Origin of the sequence: Nocardia sp. SYP-A9097, from assembly GCF_009649815.1 — a bacterium.
Taxonomy (GTDB): Bacteria; Actinomycetota; Actinomycetes; order Mycobacteriales; family Mycobacteriaceae; genus Nocardia.
The window spans coordinates 1-14,580 of the sequence record NZ_WJIC01000002.1 but is presented as its reverse complement, the minus strand read 5'-3'; the positions used below and the strand labels follow the sequence as shown (position 1 = coordinate 14,580).

Below are 14,580 nucleotides of genomic sequence, written 5' to 3'. Positions count from 1 at the left end.
ATCGGGGAAGGTGCGCCGGGCACGCCGCAAGGGTTCTACCGGTCACGGGCAATCTTTCGGTGCGCGCGCGATCGGCATGTTCGATCAGCGAGTGTGCGAAGGAGTTCCGCGATGGTGTTTTCCCGTGTCAGCCGCCGGGCGTTCCTACTCGGAGGTGCGACCGTAGCCGCGGGCGTCTCCACCGGTCTGAGCCTGCCCGCCCCCAATGCCGCTGCGCGGCAACAACTCGGCACCCTGCTCGATTACGCGGGCGGTGTCCCCGCCGCCGAATCCATCAGTGCCGAAGGGCATATGGGCGTCATCCGGTACGTCTCCGATCGCCGCCCCGGCGCGGAGTGGATGGCCGGAAAGCCGCTGCTGGCAAGGGAAGTCGACCAACTCAGGGCCGCCGGGCTCTCGGTGGTCTCCTGCTACCAGTTCGGCAAGGGCCCCACCGCCGACTGGCGCGGTGGTCTCGAGGCCGGACTCAGGCACGCCGCAAGGGGATTGATGCTGCACAAGGCGGCAGGCGGCCCGGACAACGTCCCCATCTACGCCTCCATCGACGACAACCCGGACGACGCGGATTTCGACAATATGATCGAGCCCTATCTACGCGGCTGGGAAACCGTCCTCGGCCGCGAGCGCGTCGGCGTCTACGCCAACTCGCCCACCATCGACTCGATTCGCGGCGCGGGCCTGGGTTCCTACTTCTGGCAACACAATTGGGGCACCCCGAAGGGCTACGTCCACCCCGACGCCCACCTGCACCAGTTCGAAATCGACAAGCGCTCCCTCGACGGCATCGGAGTCGACGTCAACGCCGTACTGGCCCCCCAGTACGGCCAGTGGTGGTAGATCCGTCTCCCCGGACCCTCGTGCCCCGCTGCCGTACGGCAGCGGGGCACGAAAAGTATTGAGGTGGGAACAGATCGGGCTCGAGTGGGGATCGTGAATCTAGGTCTGGCTGTGGAAGGTCGGATCCTCCAGGAGATCCGGCTCGTCCGGGACCACGCGCAAGGTGTGGTGGTGGTCGACACTGTCGTCGTTCCCCGAGAAGGCTTGGCGGTCACCCATCCACGAGAAGATCGACCAGCGGGACAGGCCGGAGAAGGCCGATCCGATGCTGCCGAACGACGCGGATGAGATGAGTGAGCCGAAGGATCCGGCGGAGCCGATGGACAGCACCGACCCGATACTTCCGATGGACAGGATGGAGTACGCCGAGCCGATCGACAGGATCGATCCCTCCGAGCGAATCGACAGGATCGATCGGCGCGACTTCAGGCCCCGCAGGGCGGAGTTCTCAGCGGCCATAACTGTCGGTCTACCACAGGAATCCATGATCAAGAAAGATTTCGCCCCTGTCCCGTCCGGCTTGTCGCCGGAGTGGAACAGGGGCGGAATTCTCGGCTGACTTTCGGATTACCTTCAGACGGTGAAGAATCCGGCGGTCGGCAGGAACGAGCAGGTGATGGGCTGCGACTCCGGATCGGCCTGAGTGGTCAGCGAACCCGAGACCACGGCGACGACGCGCCCGGCACCGGTATTGACGATGGCCGACAGCGTGGCCGGGCCATCCGGGTTGATCTTGGCCTCATCGGTCAGGTTGGCCACGCCGCTCGCGCGGGTGTCCAGGTTCAGCCACTGCACCGTCATCGGCGGGGTCTGAATCTCGGTGGGCCGCTTGGTGCCCAGCGCGGTGAAGACGAAACCGGCCTGGCCCGCGACGGGTCCGGGCGGGGGCAGCTGGGCCGGGCCGGGCACGGCGAGCGCGGTGCCGACGGAATCCGCGCCGGAGCCGATGCAGCCCTTACCGATGCTCGGCCAGAGGAACTGGGCGATGACCGGGCCGTCCTTGGGGATGTCCGGGCCACCACCGCCACTGCCGTCCAGGAAGGTGATGATCTTGTTCAGCGTGTCCTTGACCGAAGGCGGCAGGTTCAGCGTGGACAGGATCTGCCTGGCCTGATCGAGAATGGCGGTCTGCGGGCCGGGGGCCGCGATATCCGCTGGTCCGGCGGCCGCACCGATGATGGCGGGGATCAGCGAAGCTAGCGCGTCGACCGAAACGCCTTCGGGGATCATCGGAATGGACGCCGTGGTCTGCGCGGGCGTCGGCTTGGCGAACGCAGTGGTCGGTACGGCGACGGTGGCGCAGGCCGCCAGGGCGACTGCGGACATTGCGAACCGCGATCCTCGGGTGCGAAGCACTGGTGTAGCCGTCCTTACCTTCGGGTGCATCTAGCGGCGATGGAGACATCGCTTCCGCGACACTCTAGGGACCGGGCTGCCCGGTTGTACAGCCACGGAGTGATCTTGGCGTCCTGCATCAAGCAACGCTATCGAATGGCCCACCGGAAGCGGTGTTACTGATGGGGTCAGTGATGCAAATGTTACAGCAGGTGGTGCGCGCCTCACGGCACATTTCACCATGCGACTACGCTTGTCGAGGCCTGTCGCCCGAGCTGAAAGTCCCGCCGTGAACCGACACTTCCGACTGGCAGCCGCGGCACTGGGTATCTCGGTGCTGGCGCGCCTGGCCTGGGTGCTCGTCCTGCCGAATGGCATGAACTTCGTCGACCTGCACGTTTATGTGGATGGTTCGGCCGCGCTGGGTAGCGGCAACCTCTTCGATTTCACCGACTCCAGTAAGACCCCGGACTTTCCGCTGCCGTTCACCTACCCGCCGTTCGCGGCACTGGTGTTCTATCCGCTGCACTTCCTGCCGTTCTCGTTCGTGGCCATCGCCTGGCTGCTGGCGACCATGGCGGCACTCTTCGGCGTGGTATGGCTCGCGCTGGAGATGATTCTCGGGAAAGACGCACTGCGCGAACAACATTGGCGTACGACCGCGGTGGCGTGGACGGCCGTCGGGCTGTGGCTCGAGCCCGTGCGCACCACCCTGGACTACGGCCAGGTCAATGTCTTCCTGGTGCTGATCGCCATGGTCGCGGTGCGCAGCACCCGCTGGTGGATCTCCGGCACGCTGGTCGGCGCGGCCGCCGGGGTGAAGCTGACCCCCGCGGTCACCGGCCTGTACTTCGCGGCCCAGCGGCGCTGGCTCACGGCGGCGTGGTCGGCGGTGGTGTTCTTCGGCACTGTCGCGCTGACGTACCTGATCACCCCCGATGAGACGCGCAAATATTTCACCGAACTGCTCGGTGACGCGACCCGGATCGGTCCGGTCGGGTCGTCGGTGAATCAATCGCTGCGCGGTGCCCTGAGTCGCCTGCTCGGCCACGATGTGGTCTCCGGGCCGGTGTGGATCGCGGCGGTGCTGGTGACGGCCGTGCTGGCGGTGCTGGCCTGGCGTGCGCTGGCCAAGGACGACCGGCTGGGCACGCTGCTCATCGTGCAGCTGTTCGGTTTGATGGTGTCGCCGATTTCCTGGTCACACCATTGGATCTGGCTGATTCCGGTCATGCTGTGGCTGTTGTACGGCCCGCTGCGGGAGGTCGCGGGCGCGCGGCTGCTGGCCGGGTATTGGCTGGTCACCACCGTGATCGGGGTGCCTTGGCTGCTCTCGCACTTCCAGAAGTCCATCTGGACCGTTTCGCGGCCGGGCATCTTGTCCTGGCTGGCGGCGGTGGATGTGATCGGTGTGCTGGTCTTCTATGTCTGGGTGGCGTGGGCGGGCCGCACTAGCTCTGCGCTTCCAGCCGATCGATCTCGTGCGCAAGAGCCACATCCAGCGCGGTGAGCCCATCCGCGTCATGGGTGGAGAGCGTGAAGGTGACGCGCCGCCAGCGGATAGCCATATCGGGGTGATGGTTGGCTGCCTCGGCGGCGAGCGCGACCCGGCGGACCAGTTCGATTCCGGCCAGGAACGAGGCTGCCTCGGCGGTGCGGGAGATGCTGTGCCCGGCGCGGGTCCAGCCCGGGAGTTCGGCGAGGGCCTTGGCGATTTCTGCTTCGGAGAGCGGTGCGGGAGTCATGTGTCCGGTGTACTCCCGGCGGAGTGCGGGCGCGCGGATTTCGGCAGCGCGCCGTTGTAAATTATGCCGCGCGTGCGGCTTTGAGGCCCTTCTTGAGTTCCTTCTTGCTACAGCAGCCCGAGGCTTCGAGCTTCTTCATCCGCATGATGACCAAAGGGCATTTCAAGCACCGCGTCTTCTTGCGGCAGCATTTTTTCTTCGGCTTCAGACCGGAAACATCCTTCGCCTTTACCTTGCCCATGTTGGTTAGCTTAACCTAACTCGGGTGCGTTAAACGAGTGAGTTATGTCGAACGGTAGTGTGTAGCTCGCCGCATGCCCGGTGGAATCAACTACTTCCCCATGCATGACCCGCCGGGTCGGGCCAACCCTTTGCACCAGGAGGAATCTAACGTGTCGTCTGTCGAGTTCCGTAACGTCGCCATCGTGGCGCACGTCGACCACGGCAAGACAACACTGGTCGACGCCATGTTGCGTCAGTCCGGGGCGTTTGCCGAGCGCGCCGAGCTTGTCGACCGAGTGATGGACTCCGGAGACCTGGAGCGCGAGAAGGGCATCACCATTCTTGCGAAGAACACCGCGGTGCACCGGCACAATGCCGATGGCTCGCTGACGGTGATCAACGTGATCGATACCCCCGGCCACGCCGACTTCGGTGGTGAGGTCGAGCGCGGCCTGTCCATGGTCGACGGTGTCGTGCTGCTGGTCGACGCGTCCGAAGGTCCCCTGCCGCAGACCCGCTTCGTGCTGCGCAAGGCGCTCGCCGCCTCGCTGCCGGTCATCCTGGTGGTCAACAAGACCGACCGCCCGGACGCCCGTATCGAAGAGGTCGTCGAGGAGTCGCACGATCTGCTGCTCGACCTCGCCTCCGATCTGGACGACGAGGCCTCCGAAGCCGCCGAGCTCGCCCTCGATCTGCCGGTGCTCTACGCCTCCGGCCGCGAGGGCAAGGCCTCGACCATCCGCCCCGAGAACGGCAACGCGCCGGGCGCGGAGAACCTCGACGAGCTGTTCGAGGTCCTGATGAAGTACGTCCCCGCCCCCAAGGGTGACAAGGACGCGCCGCTGCAGGCCCACGTCACCAACCTCGACGCCTCCCCGTTCCTCGGCCGTATCGGCCTGGTCCGCATCCACAACGGCACCCTGCGCAAGGGCGCCAACGTGGCGTGGATGACCCCCGAGGGCAATAAGACCGTCAAGATCACCGAGCTGCTGCAGACCGTCGGCGTCGAGCGCAAGCCCGGCGAAGAGGCCATCGCCGGTGACATCGTCGCCGTCGCGGGCATCCCGGAGATCATGATCGGCGACACCCTCGCCGACGTCGAGAACCCGGTTGCGTTGCCGCGCATCACCGTTGACCAGCCCGCCATCTCGGTGACCATCGGCACCAACACCTCGCCGCTGGTGGGTCGCGTGTCCGGTCACAAGCTGACCGCCCGCATGGTGAAGGACCGCCTCGACAAGGAACTGATCGGCAATGTCTCGCTGAAGGTTCTCGACATCGGCCGCCCGGACGCCTGGGAGGTGCAGGGTCGTGGTGAGCTCGCGCTCGCCATCCTGGTCGAGCAGATGCGTCGCGAAGGCTTCGAGCTGACCGTCGGCAAGCCGCAGGTGGTCACCCAGATGGTCGACGGCAAGATGCATGAGCCCTACGAAGAGCTCACCGTCGACTGCCCGGACGAGTACCTGGGCGCCGTCACCCAGCTGCTGGCCGCCCGTAAGGGCAAGATGGTCCAGATGAGCAACCACTCCGCGGGGTGGGTGCGCATGGAGTTCATCGTGCCCTCGCGTGGTCTGATCGGCTTCCGTACCGATTTCCTCACCGAGACCCGCGGCACCGGTATCGCCAACGCCATCTTCGACGGTTACGCGCCGTGGGCCGGCGAGATCCGCGCCCGCCACACCGGTTCGCTGGTGTCGGACCGTGCCGGTTCGGTCACCCCGTTCGCCATGATCCAGCTCTCCGACCGCGGCCAGTTCTTCGTGGAGCCGGGCGCGGACACCTACGAGGGCATGGTCGTGGGCATCAACCCGCGTGCCGAGGACCTCGACATCAACGTCACCCGTGAGAAGAAGCTGACCAATATGCGGTCCGCCACGGCCGACGTGTTCGAGACCCTGGCCAAGCCGCTGCACCTGGATCTGGAAGCGGCCATGGAGTTCTGCACCGACGACGAGTGCGTCGAGGTCACTCCCGAGGTCGTGCGCGTGCGCAAGCTCATCCTGGGCGCGACCGAGCGTGGCCGCGAGCTGTCGCGCAAGAAGGCTCGCGACCGCGCCGCGAACTGATATCAGCCGCTCCGGCGGTTCGCAGTAGTTCCAAACCTGCTCCGGTCGATTTCGACCGGAGCAGGTTTGTATATCCCCGGATGACGGGCCCAGGTCGCGAGATGTGGATCAAGTAGAGTGCCGAACGTGAGAACGGGGGCCGGTGTGCGCGCGACGTTGCGTGCGGTGCTTTTGATGGTCGCGACCCTCCTGGCGGTCGCGACCGGGTGCACCGCGAATCCGCCACCGCCCATCGAGTCCACGGACAGCCCGAAGACGCAGCCCGCCAAGCCGGGTAAGAATTCGATCGTGGTGGCGGTGGATGACATCGGCATCGGGTTCAATCCGCATCTGCGGTCGCAGCTTTCGCCCGCGGCGTCGGCGGTGTCGTCGATGGTGTTGCCGAGTCCGTTCCGGTCGGTGCCGAATCCGGTGGTTCCGGGTGGTGCGGATTGGGTGCTGGATCCGGCGTTGATGGTATCGGCGGATGTGACCGCGCAGGAGCCGTTCACCATCACCTATCAGATCAAGAACGAGGCGTCCTGGTCCGATGGCGCTCCCATTGCCGCCGAGGACTTCAAATACCTTTGGCAGCAGATGATTACGCAGCCGGGTGTGGTGGATCCGGCCGGATATCGGCTGATCTCGGATGTGAGTTCGTCGGCGGGCGGTAAGACGGTGACCGTCACGCTGCGCGAGGAGTATCCGGCCTGGCGACAGCTGTTCACCGATCTGCTGCCGCAGCATCTGGTGAAGGATTCCGGGTTCGAGCAGGGCCTGGTGGACACCATTCGAATCTCCGGCGGGCAGTTCCGGATCAAGCAGGCCGATCGCGGTCGCGAGGAGATTCTGCTCGAACGCAATGACCGGTACTGGGGTAAGCCCGCGGTGCCGGATCAGATTCTGTTGCGGCGCGGTGGAACTCCCGCGCAGGTGGCGGAGTCGCTGCGGGTCGGGGACGCGCAGATGGCGCTGGTGCACGGCGGGGTGGCGTTGCAGGCGCAGTTGGCGGCGATTCCCTCGGTGCGCACCGCGATTCAGGCGCAGTCCCGTGAGATGCAGCTCGTATTGAATGGCCGCACAGGCGATTTGGCGGATATGCGGGTGCGCAAGGCCGTGCTCGGGCTGCTGGATCCGGTGCTGCTGGCCACGGTCGGCGCGCAGACCGGCAGCTGGGTGGAGCCGGTGCGCGCGCAGGTGCTCGCGCCCTCGGATCCGGGTTATCTGGCCACCCAGCCGCCGCGGCTGAGCAATGAAGAGGTGTACGGCCTGTTCAACGAGGCCGGATATGGCCGTGGCCCAGAGCCTTCCGTGACGCAGTCACCGACTTCGCCTGCGCCGCAACCGCGTCCGATCGCCAAGAACGGTAAGACGCTGACCATTCGGATCGGCGCGGTCGAGAGCGACTCCGCGACGCTGGCCGTCGCGAATACCGCCGCCGACCAATTGCGCAGTGCCGGAATCGATGTGATCGTGCGCAGTGTCTCCGCCGCGCAGCTGTACGGCAAGGACACCACCGATTCCGGGGTGGACGCCATTGTCGGCTGGGAGCATGCGGGGGCCGATCCGGCGACCGCGCTGGCCTCGCGCTACGGCTGCCCGCCGGTGCCGGTGCCCGATGCCTCCGGTTCGACCACCGACAACACCGTCGCCGATGCCGCGAAGAAGGCTCCGTCGAATCTGTCGGGTGTGTGTGATCCGGTGCTGCAGCCGGGCATCGACGCCGCGCTGCGCGGTATCGATGTCGGCCGGGTGATCGGCGATTCCGAACCCGCGCTGTGGAATTTGGCGACCGTACTGCCGATCGTGCAGGACACGCAGGTGGCGGCGGCCGGGCCGCGGGTGGACGGTGTCTCGCTGAGCGGCGCTATTCAGACCGGCATCTTCGCCGATGCCGCGAACTGGCGGCGGCTGCCGTGACGGCGCGCGATCGTTCGGCGCGCGGGCAGGGTGGCCTACTGCTGGTGCACGCGCACCCCGATGACGAGTCCATCACCACCGGCGGCACCATCGCGCACTATCGGCGCCGCGGTATTCCGGTGACCGTGGTGACCTGCACCCTCGGCGAGGAGGGCGAGGTCATCGGGGACGCGTGGGCGGGCCTGGTCGCCGATCAGGCCGATCAGCTCGGCGGATATCGGATTCTCGAATTGACCAGGGCGCTGGGCGAATTGGCTGCCGCGCCGCCGCGGTTCCTCGGCGGTGCCGGGCGCTGGCGGGACTCCGGTATGGCCGGGACTCCCGCGGCCCGGAATCCGCGCGCGTTCGTGAAATCCGGTCAGGAGGCCGTGGACGCGCTGGTTCAGATCATGCTGGAGCTGCGCCCGAGCGTGGTCGTCGGCTATGACCCGCGTGGTGGCTATGGCCATCCGGACCATATTCGCGCGCACGAAATCACCATGGCCGCAGTCGATTCCGCGGGTGAATGGGGTTGGGAGGTGCCGAAGACGTACTGGACCGTCACCGACAGCGCCATCCTCGCCATGCATACCGAGGCCCTGAAGCGCCGCACGGTCGATCAGCTGCCCGGTGCGCTGCCGCCGGGCTGGCGATTGCCGCACACCGGTGAATTGGCTTGTGTGCCACACGAATCCGTCACCACCATTGTGGATGTAGCCGATGTGCTGGCCGCCAAGCGCGCCGCCCTGCGCGCGCACGCCACCCAGGTGACGGTCGCGCCGTCCGGCCGCGAGTTCGCGCTGTCGAACAATATCGCCCAGCCGGTCCTGCCAGAGGAGCATTACGTGCTGGTGCGCGGGCAGCGTGGTCCGGTCGGGCCGGACGGGCGTGAGCACGATCTGTTCGCCGGATTACCCGGCGCACCCGTTTCACAGTCGATCGAGATGAGACACTGAGCCATGTACAACTGGGACTTGCAGAATGCGATCGCGGCGTTCGTCGAGAGTCAGCGCCCCAATTTCCAGGCGCAGCACGAGCTGTATCTGTCGGTGCTGTACGGATTCGTGGATATGCAGAGTCACCTACTGACTCTGCTCGGCTTCCCACCGGTGCCGTGACAGCCGTCGTCGGAGCTCGCCCGGGCGACTCGGCGAGCGCGGCCGGTGTGGCCGAACCCAATTGGGTCAATATCGCCATTGCGCTGTTTCTGACGGTGGACGCGCTGATCACGCTGGTGCTCGAGGTGTTCTACCTGCCCATCTATGCGGGCCACGCGCATGTGCCGGCGAGTGCGCCGGTGCTGGCCGCCGCCGCTCCGCTGGCCTCGACCGCCACCACGGCGGGTGCGATCGCGCTGCCGATCACCGCGCTGCTCGCCGGCGTGGTGAATGTGCTGCTGGTGATGGGCATGTCGGTGGTGAGTTCGCGTATCCCGGTCATGATCATTCCGTTGACGGTGTGGACGCTCGGCTTCCTGGTCTGTGCGAGCAGCGGGCCGGGCGGAGATGCACTGCTGATCAGTGATTGGCCGACCATGGTCTTGCTGCTGTGCGGGCTGGTCCCGGCGGGACTGTATCTGTACTGGCGGGCGACCTCCCGGTACGCGCACGAGATCGAGGCCGTGCGCTGACCGGTCCGTCGCGGTTGCTGACAATCCAGCTGGATCTGGTCGGCTATCAGGTCGAATAGCACTCGCCTTGCCGCCGGAGTCACACTTTGCCCGCCCGCTTCGTCTTCTCGGTAACAGATCAAGATCATGAGAAGCGAGGAAAGACTATGGATTTCGAGACACTGCGCGGCGATATCCGGGGCCGAGTGCTGACGCCCGGTGACACCGGCTTCGAGCAGGCGGCGACGCCGTGGAATACCACGGTGGCACAGCGTCCCGCGGCGGTGGTCGAGGCGGCCACGGCCGGGGATGTGGCCGCGGTTGTGCGGTTCGCCCGCGCGGCCGGGCGGTTCGTGGTCGCCCAGCCGACCGGGCACGGTGCGACCGGGGATATCGAGAACGCGATCCTGCTGCGCACGGGGCAGTTGAACGCGGTATCGATCGATGCCGGGGCGCGGGTGGCGCTGGTCGGCGCGGGAGCCAATTGGGGGCAGGTGCAGGCCGCGGCCGCCGAGCACGGTCTGACCGGGCTGGCGGGCAGTAATCCGGTGGTCGGGGTGACCGGCTATACGCTCGGTGGCGGTTTGGGCTGGTTCGGCCGCAAGTACGGCTGGGCCTCGAATGCGGTGCGCGCCTTGGAGATTGTGACCGCGGAGGGCGAGCCGGCCCGGGTCACCGCCGACAGCGATCCGGAACTGCTGTGGGCATTGTGCGGTGGCGGTGGCGATTTCGGTGTGGTGACCGCGCTGGAGTTCGATCTGTTTCCCGCGCCGGGCCTGTACGGCGGCCGGGTGATGTGGCCGGGTACGCACGCCCGCGAGGTGTGGGATCTGTTCCGGCAGTTGACCTCTCAGGCCCCCGACGAGCTGTCGGTGTGGTTCCACCGGTTCCAGTTCCCGCAGGCCCCGGAGATGGTGGCCCTGGATGTGGCCTACCTCGGTGATCCGGAACAGGGCCGTGCGCTTGTCGCCGCCATCGACGGTCTCGACGGTGCGGTCTCCGATTCCCGCGCCGTCATGTCGGTGGCGAATCTCGGTGACATCACCACGGAGCCGACGACACCCAGCCCGTCTATATCCCGCGCCGAACTGCTCACCGATCTCGATGACGAGGTCGCGGAGGCCCTGCTCGGCGCGCCGGTCGCGCCACTGCTGAATATCCAGGTCCGGCATCTGGGCGGCGCACTGGCCCTGCCCGGTGCGGGCGCGCGCGGGCCGTTGACCGAGCCCTATGCGGTCTATCTGCTCGGCCTCGGACTCCCGCAGCTGCGAGATGCGGTGACCGCCAAGCAATTCGCGTTGGTCGAGGCGCTGGGCGCGCATGTCAGCGGTGCGAAGCCGTACACCTTCCTGGCGCCCGGCGAGTCTGCTGCTGCGGCGTTCGATGCGGACACTATCGAGCGACTGCGGATATTGAAGCGGAAAGTGGACGCGGACAATGTGATTCGCGCCAACTTCGGGGTGCTGTAAACGTCGCAGCGAATCTTCGGCTAAGTTAACAGCTTTCGAATTGATTTTGAGTTGTAGTCGATTCGGGATCTTTCCGTTACTCTCTCGATCGAGGAGTCGTGGCGAACAGCTCATGTCGGGCGATTCGGCCCGACGTGGCTGTCGCGGCGCTCGGGAGCGGGAAGATTGTTCGGTGGGAAGCTGGCAGGAACTGCGCAAATAGGTTGGCAGACAAGCTAATTCGGTGGGGCACCCCCCGTCAGGGCCGCGCGCGGCGGCCGGAATCCGAGAGAGGACCACAATGACCACCTTCCAGCGAATCGATCTGGGCTGGCTGCTCGACGAACTGGTCAATGGGCTGACCGATGCGCGCGAGGCGGTGCTGCTCTCCACGGACGGCCTGCTGCGCGGTTTCTCCTCGGGCCAACAGCGCACGGACGCGGAGCGTTTCGGGGCCATGGCCTCGGCGCTGCACAGTCTGGCGCGCTCGGCCGGATATCACTTCAAGGCGGGCGGGGTCGCGCAGACCGTCGTCGAACTCGATGAGGCGATGCTGTTCATCACCGCCGCCGGGGAGAACGCCTGCCTGGCGCTCCTGGCATCGGAGAACGCGGATAGGGATCTGATCGCTCTCGAGATGAATCAGGCCGTGCGGCGCGCCGGTGCCCATCTCGCGGGCGAACCGATCCGCCGCCCCGAGAACGAGGACCTGCGGTCGCGCTGAGGTGAGCTAACTCAGCTGGGCGGCAAGGCGTTTGGCATTCATGTAGGCGATGGCCTCGATGGACACCATGGGATTGACGCCCGGCGCGGTCGGGAAGCTGGAACCGTCCGCGACCACGATATTCGCCACCTCCCAGGTGGCGCCGTCCGGATCGGTCGCCGAGATTTCGGGGGAGCCGCCCATGCGGGCCGAACCCATAATGTGCAGTGCGCCCAAGGAACACTGCCCGGGACCGTAACCCGCTGCGCGGCAAGCCGCTTCGAATTCGGCGTGCGAGCCGCGCACACCGGGTTCATAGGAGACACCGGCCTGGTGCCCGGAGAAGATACGCCGGGCCCCCGCCGCCTCCAGAATCCGTGCGGCACCGGTGATTCCGGTGTGCAGGTGGTTGGCGTCGTAATCCGACAGCTTGTACTTCACGATCGGCTCGCCGGTCTTGTCGATCTGCACGGTGCCGGAGTCGCGGTCGCGGGTGATGACGCCGACCGCATTGGACCGGGCGAACTCCAGCATGGTGGCGCGGTGCTCGGCCGCCCCGCGCCAGTTCATGAAACCGGTGGCGAGACCGGGATGGATCGGGCCGGTCTCATAGATGACGCCATGGCCTTTGCCATCCAAATCCGCGTGGTGCCGGCTGATTCGGGTCTGCAGGCCGCCCTCCCACGGGCGGATCTCCTCTTCGAAGACACCGAAGACGGCTGCGGCCGGATGTAGGCGCAGGTAGCGGCCGATATTCTTGTTCTTCAGTCCCGATCGCCGCAGGAGCGCGGGTGTTTGGATGGCACCGGCGGCCACGACGACCGCGCGGGCGGTCACCTCGATCGCGACACCATTCGACGTGATGGCCGAAACCTGCTCGGCACGACCATTTTTCACGTCGATGCGTCGCACGTTCGCATCCACCACAAGCCGTGCCCCGTGTCCGGCGGCATCGGCGAGCCAGGTTTTGTTCACCGACTGTTTCGCGCCGAGGCGGCAGCCGTAACCGCAACGGCCACACTCGATTCCGGCATCGCAGGCGTCGGAGACATTGCGCGGCAGGGTATCCACATCCCAGCCGAGGGCCTGTGCGCCGCGCTCCAGAATGCCGTCCCGCGGTGACAGCGGCGACTTCGCCTCGGTGACGCCGAGCCGCTTGGACACCACATCGAGGGCGTCACCGTATTCGGCCTCGGCGAAGTGAGGTGTGCCGAGCTCGGCCCACTCCTGGCGTACCGCATCGGGAGTGGGCAGCGAGGTACTCCAGTTGACGACGGTGCCGCCGCCCAGACAGGTACCGGCGACCAAGGTGATCTGGCCCTCGGCCGATGCGGCGGGGCCGGGCGCGTAGATGCTGGTGAGCGCGTTCAGTTCGCCCGTGCCGAAATCCTGGTCGTCGTAATAGTTTCCGCGTTCGAGTACCACCACATCGAGCCCGGCCTCGGCGAGTACCGCCGCCGCCGTTCCGCCACCCGCACCCGATCCGATGATCACGACATCGCAAGTGAGCGTGGTGGATTCGGTGAACCGCAGTGGTTTCAATGCCGGTTGCGGTGCGTTCGGCAGCGGCCCGGCCGGAACCGGATACCCGATCTCCTTCCATAGCGGATTGGTGCTGGTCGGCCCCGGAGTCACGTTGTAGGACAACAGCGAAGCCTGCTTGAGCGCCTGAAAGACGGCGCGCACCGGTGCCAGCCCGGAGTCACCGAGTTTGAGCAGTGCCTGCTCGCGCTGCTCCTGCGACAGGGTGGAGAACTTGCGCAAGCCATTGCCGGTGAGCAATCCGGTGAGCCTCGAATTCCACAGCCCGAGCAGGGTGGCCAGCTGCTTCCGCTCCGCCTCGCGCGGATTGCGCCCCAGGATCTGGAAGATCGTGTCGACAGCTCCGAGTTCTGTCGCCGCGGGTAGCGTGAGCCCGTCCCCGGGCAGGAATGTATCGCAGATCAAGCCCAGGGCCGCACGCTGTTCGGCGGTCGGTTCCATGACGAATCCACCCTTCGTTGGACGTGAATCAAAAATTACATCCGGATTCGATGTCACACCTGTGAGGGCTGCGTCGTCCTTCCTGTGTAGTCAACAAGAACCCGAGAGAAAGCGCAGAACAATGACCCGCTTCGCCCTGTACCAGAATGAAGTCGCCGCCAAGTTCAACAAGCGTCTGGTGACTGCGGCTCGCGTCATCGACGAGTCCACGCTGCCCAAGGCCACCCAGGAACTGGTCAAGATTCGGGCCTCGCAGATCAACAGCTGCGGGATGTGCTTGGACATGCACACCAAGGATGCGGCGCATGCCGGTGAGACTCCGGTTCGACTGGCCATGGTTGCTGCTTGGCGGGAGTCGTCGGTGTTCGACGAGGCCGAGCGTGCTGCGCTTGCGCTGACCGAGGAGGGGACTCGGCTGGCCGATGCCAATCCTGGTATCTCCGAGGACACTTGGGCTCAGGTTCGCAAGAATTACGACGATGATCAGATTGGTGCGTTGATCTCTCTGATTGCCACTATTAATGCCTGGAATCGGCTGAATGTGATTGCGGGGATGACCGGTGGGGAGTACCAGCCCGGGCAGTGGTGAGAGCTGTTGCCCTGGTTTCGTATTGGAGGGGGGTGGCCGACCCATGTGTTGGTCGGTTCGACCTGGTTGGGGTGGCCCCCTTGGATGGCGGAGAAGATCAGGCACTGTGGCTGGGTTGGGTGACGTACCCGGCTTGCTCTTCCGGAGTTGGGAATACATCGTACC

At 66.0% G+C, this 14,580-nt stretch carries 15 protein-coding genes; 10 read left to right on the top strand and 5 right to left on the bottom strand.

The annotated features are described in order from the left end of the window. Window positions 1–111: 111 nt before the first annotated feature. Window positions 112–837: a DUF1906 domain-containing protein gene (locus tag GFY24_RS03705; RefSeq protein ID WP_153803591.1), complete on the top strand. Its 726-nt coding sequence runs from the start codon at window positions 112–114 to the stop codon at window positions 835–837. A gap of 99 nt (window positions 838–936) precedes the next feature. On the opposite strand, the gene GFY24_RS03700 is transcribed toward GFY24_RS03705, so the two are convergent. Both GFY24_RS03700 and GFY24_RS03695 read right to left on the bottom strand, forming a co-directional pair. Continuing rightward, window positions 937–1,296 carry a hypothetical protein gene (locus GFY24_RS03700; RefSeq protein WP_153803590.1) on the bottom strand — a complete coding sequence of 120 codons (360 nt, stop codon included), beginning with the start codon at window positions 1,294–1,296 and terminating at the stop codon, window positions 937–939. Between the two features lie 114 nt (window positions 1,297–1,410). Beyond that, window positions 1,411–2,163 (bottom strand): hypothetical protein, encoded by a 753-nt coding sequence (locus tag GFY24_RS03695; protein ID WP_153803589.1) that lies wholly within the window; start codon window positions 2,161–2,163, stop codon window positions 1,411–1,413. A 250-nt stretch (window positions 2,164–2,413) separates the two neighbouring features. On the opposite strand from GFY24_RS03695, the gene GFY24_RS03690 reads away from it, so the two are divergent. Further along, window positions 2,414–3,682, top strand: a complete 1,269-nt coding sequence (locus tag GFY24_RS03690) for a mannosyltransferase (RefSeq protein WP_153803588.1) — start codon at window positions 2,414–2,416, stop codon at window positions 3,680–3,682. Here GFY24_RS03690 and GFY24_RS03685 read toward each other — a convergent pair. Both GFY24_RS03685 and GFY24_RS03680 read right to left on the bottom strand, forming a co-directional pair. After that, window positions 3,624–3,917 carry a 4a-hydroxytetrahydrobiopterin dehydratase gene (locus tag GFY24_RS03685; protein WP_153803587.1) on the bottom strand — a complete coding sequence of 98 codons (294 nt, stop codon included), beginning with the start codon at window positions 3,915–3,917 and terminating at the stop codon, window positions 3,624–3,626. The genes GFY24_RS03690 and GFY24_RS03685 overlap by 59 nt on opposite strands. Window positions 3,918–3,978: 61 nt before the next feature. Then, window positions 3,979–4,158 carry a hypothetical protein gene (locus tag GFY24_RS03680; protein WP_153803586.1) on the bottom strand — a complete coding sequence of 60 codons (180 nt, stop codon included), beginning with the start codon at window positions 4,156–4,158 and terminating at the stop codon, window positions 3,979–3,981. Window positions 4,159–4,309: 151 nt separating this feature from the next. Between GFY24_RS03680 and typA the strand changes: the two genes are divergently transcribed. The 7 genes from typA to GFY24_RS03650 all read left to right on the top strand — a co-directional run bounded on the left by typA (window position 4,310) and on the right by GFY24_RS03650 (window position 11,864). Further along, window positions 4,310–6,205: a translational GTPase TypA gene (gene typA / locus GFY24_RS03675; protein WP_309230427.1), complete on the top strand. Its 1,896-nt coding sequence runs from the start codon at window positions 4,310–4,312 to the stop codon at window positions 6,203–6,205. 174 nt (window positions 6,206–6,379) lie between these two features. After that, complete coding sequence (locus GFY24_RS03670; protein WP_153804117.1) at window positions 6,380–8,104, top strand: ABC transporter family substrate-binding protein; 1,725 nt, start codon at window positions 6,380–6,382, stop codon at window positions 8,102–8,104. Continuing rightward, a complete protein-coding gene (gene mshB, locus GFY24_RS03665; protein ID WP_309230426.1) occupies window positions 8,101–9,039 on the top strand; it encodes an N-acetyl-1-D-myo-inositol-2-amino-2-deoxy-alpha-D-glucopyranoside deacetylase in 939 nt (312 codons plus the stop codon). The genes GFY24_RS03670 and mshB overlap by 4 nt, the downstream gene beginning before the upstream one ends. A gap of 3 nt (window positions 9,040–9,042) precedes the next feature. Continuing rightward, complete coding sequence (locus GFY24_RS40975; protein ID WP_194852736.1) at window positions 9,043–9,201, top strand: hypothetical protein; 159 nt, start codon at window positions 9,043–9,045, stop codon at window positions 9,199–9,201. Further along, window positions 9,198–9,713 carry a hypothetical protein gene (locus tag GFY24_RS03660; protein ID WP_153803585.1) on the top strand — a complete coding sequence of 172 codons (516 nt, stop codon included), beginning with the start codon at window positions 9,198–9,200 and terminating at the stop codon, window positions 9,711–9,713. Before GFY24_RS40975 ends, GFY24_RS03660 begins: the two co-directional genes overlap by 4 nt. Before the next feature lie 146 nt (window positions 9,714–9,859). Beyond that, complete coding sequence (locus GFY24_RS03655) at window positions 9,860–11,161, top strand: FAD-binding oxidoreductase (protein WP_153803584.1); 1,302 nt, start codon at window positions 9,860–9,862, stop codon at window positions 11,159–11,161. Window positions 11,162–11,441: 280 nt separating this feature from the next. Continuing rightward, window positions 11,442–11,864, top strand: coding sequence for a roadblock/LC7 domain-containing protein (locus GFY24_RS03650; protein WP_153803583.1), 423 nt, complete (start codon window positions 11,442–11,444; stop codon window positions 11,862–11,864). 6 nt (window positions 11,865–11,870) lie between these two features. Here GFY24_RS03650 and GFY24_RS03645 read toward each other — a convergent pair whose 3' ends face one another. After that, entirely contained in the window at window positions 11,871–13,826 is a 1,956-nt protein-coding gene (locus GFY24_RS03645) for a GMC family oxidoreductase (protein WP_153803582.1), read from the bottom strand. A gap of 121 nt (window positions 13,827–13,947) precedes the next feature. On the opposite strand from GFY24_RS03645, the gene GFY24_RS03640 reads away from it, so the two are divergent. Next, window positions 13,948–14,415: a carboxymuconolactone decarboxylase family protein gene (locus GFY24_RS03640; RefSeq protein WP_153803581.1), complete on the top strand. Its 468-nt coding sequence runs from the start codon at window positions 13,948–13,950 to the stop codon at window positions 14,413–14,415. The last annotated feature ends 165 nt before the right edge of the window (window positions 14,416–14,580 follow it).

Bases quoted from the DNA above. Each gene is read 5' to 3' on its own strand.
- GFY24_RS03705 (WP_153803591.1), top strand. From the start codon at position 112: ATGGTGTTTTCCCGTGTCAGCCGCCGGGCGTTCCTACTCGGAGGTGCG.
- GFY24_RS03700 (WP_153803590.1), bottom strand. From the start codon at position 1,296: ATGGCCGCTGAGAACTCCGCCCTGCGGGGCCTGAAGTCGCGCCGATCG.
- GFY24_RS03695 (WP_153803589.1), bottom strand. From the start codon at position 2,163: ATGTCCGCAGTCGCCCTGGCGGCCTGCGCCACCGTCGCCGTACCGACC.
- GFY24_RS03690 (WP_153803588.1), top strand. From the start codon at position 2,414: ATGCGACTACGCTTGTCGAGGCCTGTCGCCCGAGCTGAAAGTCCCGCC.
- GFY24_RS03685 (WP_153803587.1), bottom strand. From the start codon at position 3,917: ATGACTCCCGCACCGCTCTCCGAAGCAGAAATCGCCAAGGCCCTCGCC.
- GFY24_RS03680 (WP_153803586.1), bottom strand. From the start codon at position 4,158: ATGGGCAAGGTAAAGGCGAAGGATGTTTCCGGTCTGAAGCCGAAGAAA.
- GFY24_RS03670 (WP_153804117.1), top strand. From the start codon at position 6,380: ATGGTCGCGACCCTCCTGGCGGTCGCGACCGGGTGCACCGCGAATCCG.
- GFY24_RS40975 (WP_194852736.1), top strand. From the start codon at position 9,043: ATGTACAACTGGGACTTGCAGAATGCGATCGCGGCGTTCGTCGAGAGT.
- GFY24_RS03655 (WP_153803584.1), top strand. From the start codon at position 9,860: ATGGATTTCGAGACACTGCGCGGCGATATCCGGGGCCGAGTGCTGACG.
- GFY24_RS03650 (WP_153803583.1), top strand. From the start codon at position 11,442: ATGACCACCTTCCAGCGAATCGATCTGGGCTGGCTGCTCGACGAACTG.
- GFY24_RS03645 (WP_153803582.1), bottom strand. From the start codon at position 13,826: ATGGAACCGACCGCCGAACAGCGTGCGGCCCTGGGCTTGATCTGCGAT.
- GFY24_RS03640 (WP_153803581.1), top strand. From the start codon at position 13,948: ATGACCCGCTTCGCCCTGTACCAGAATGAAGTCGCCGCCAAGTTCAAC.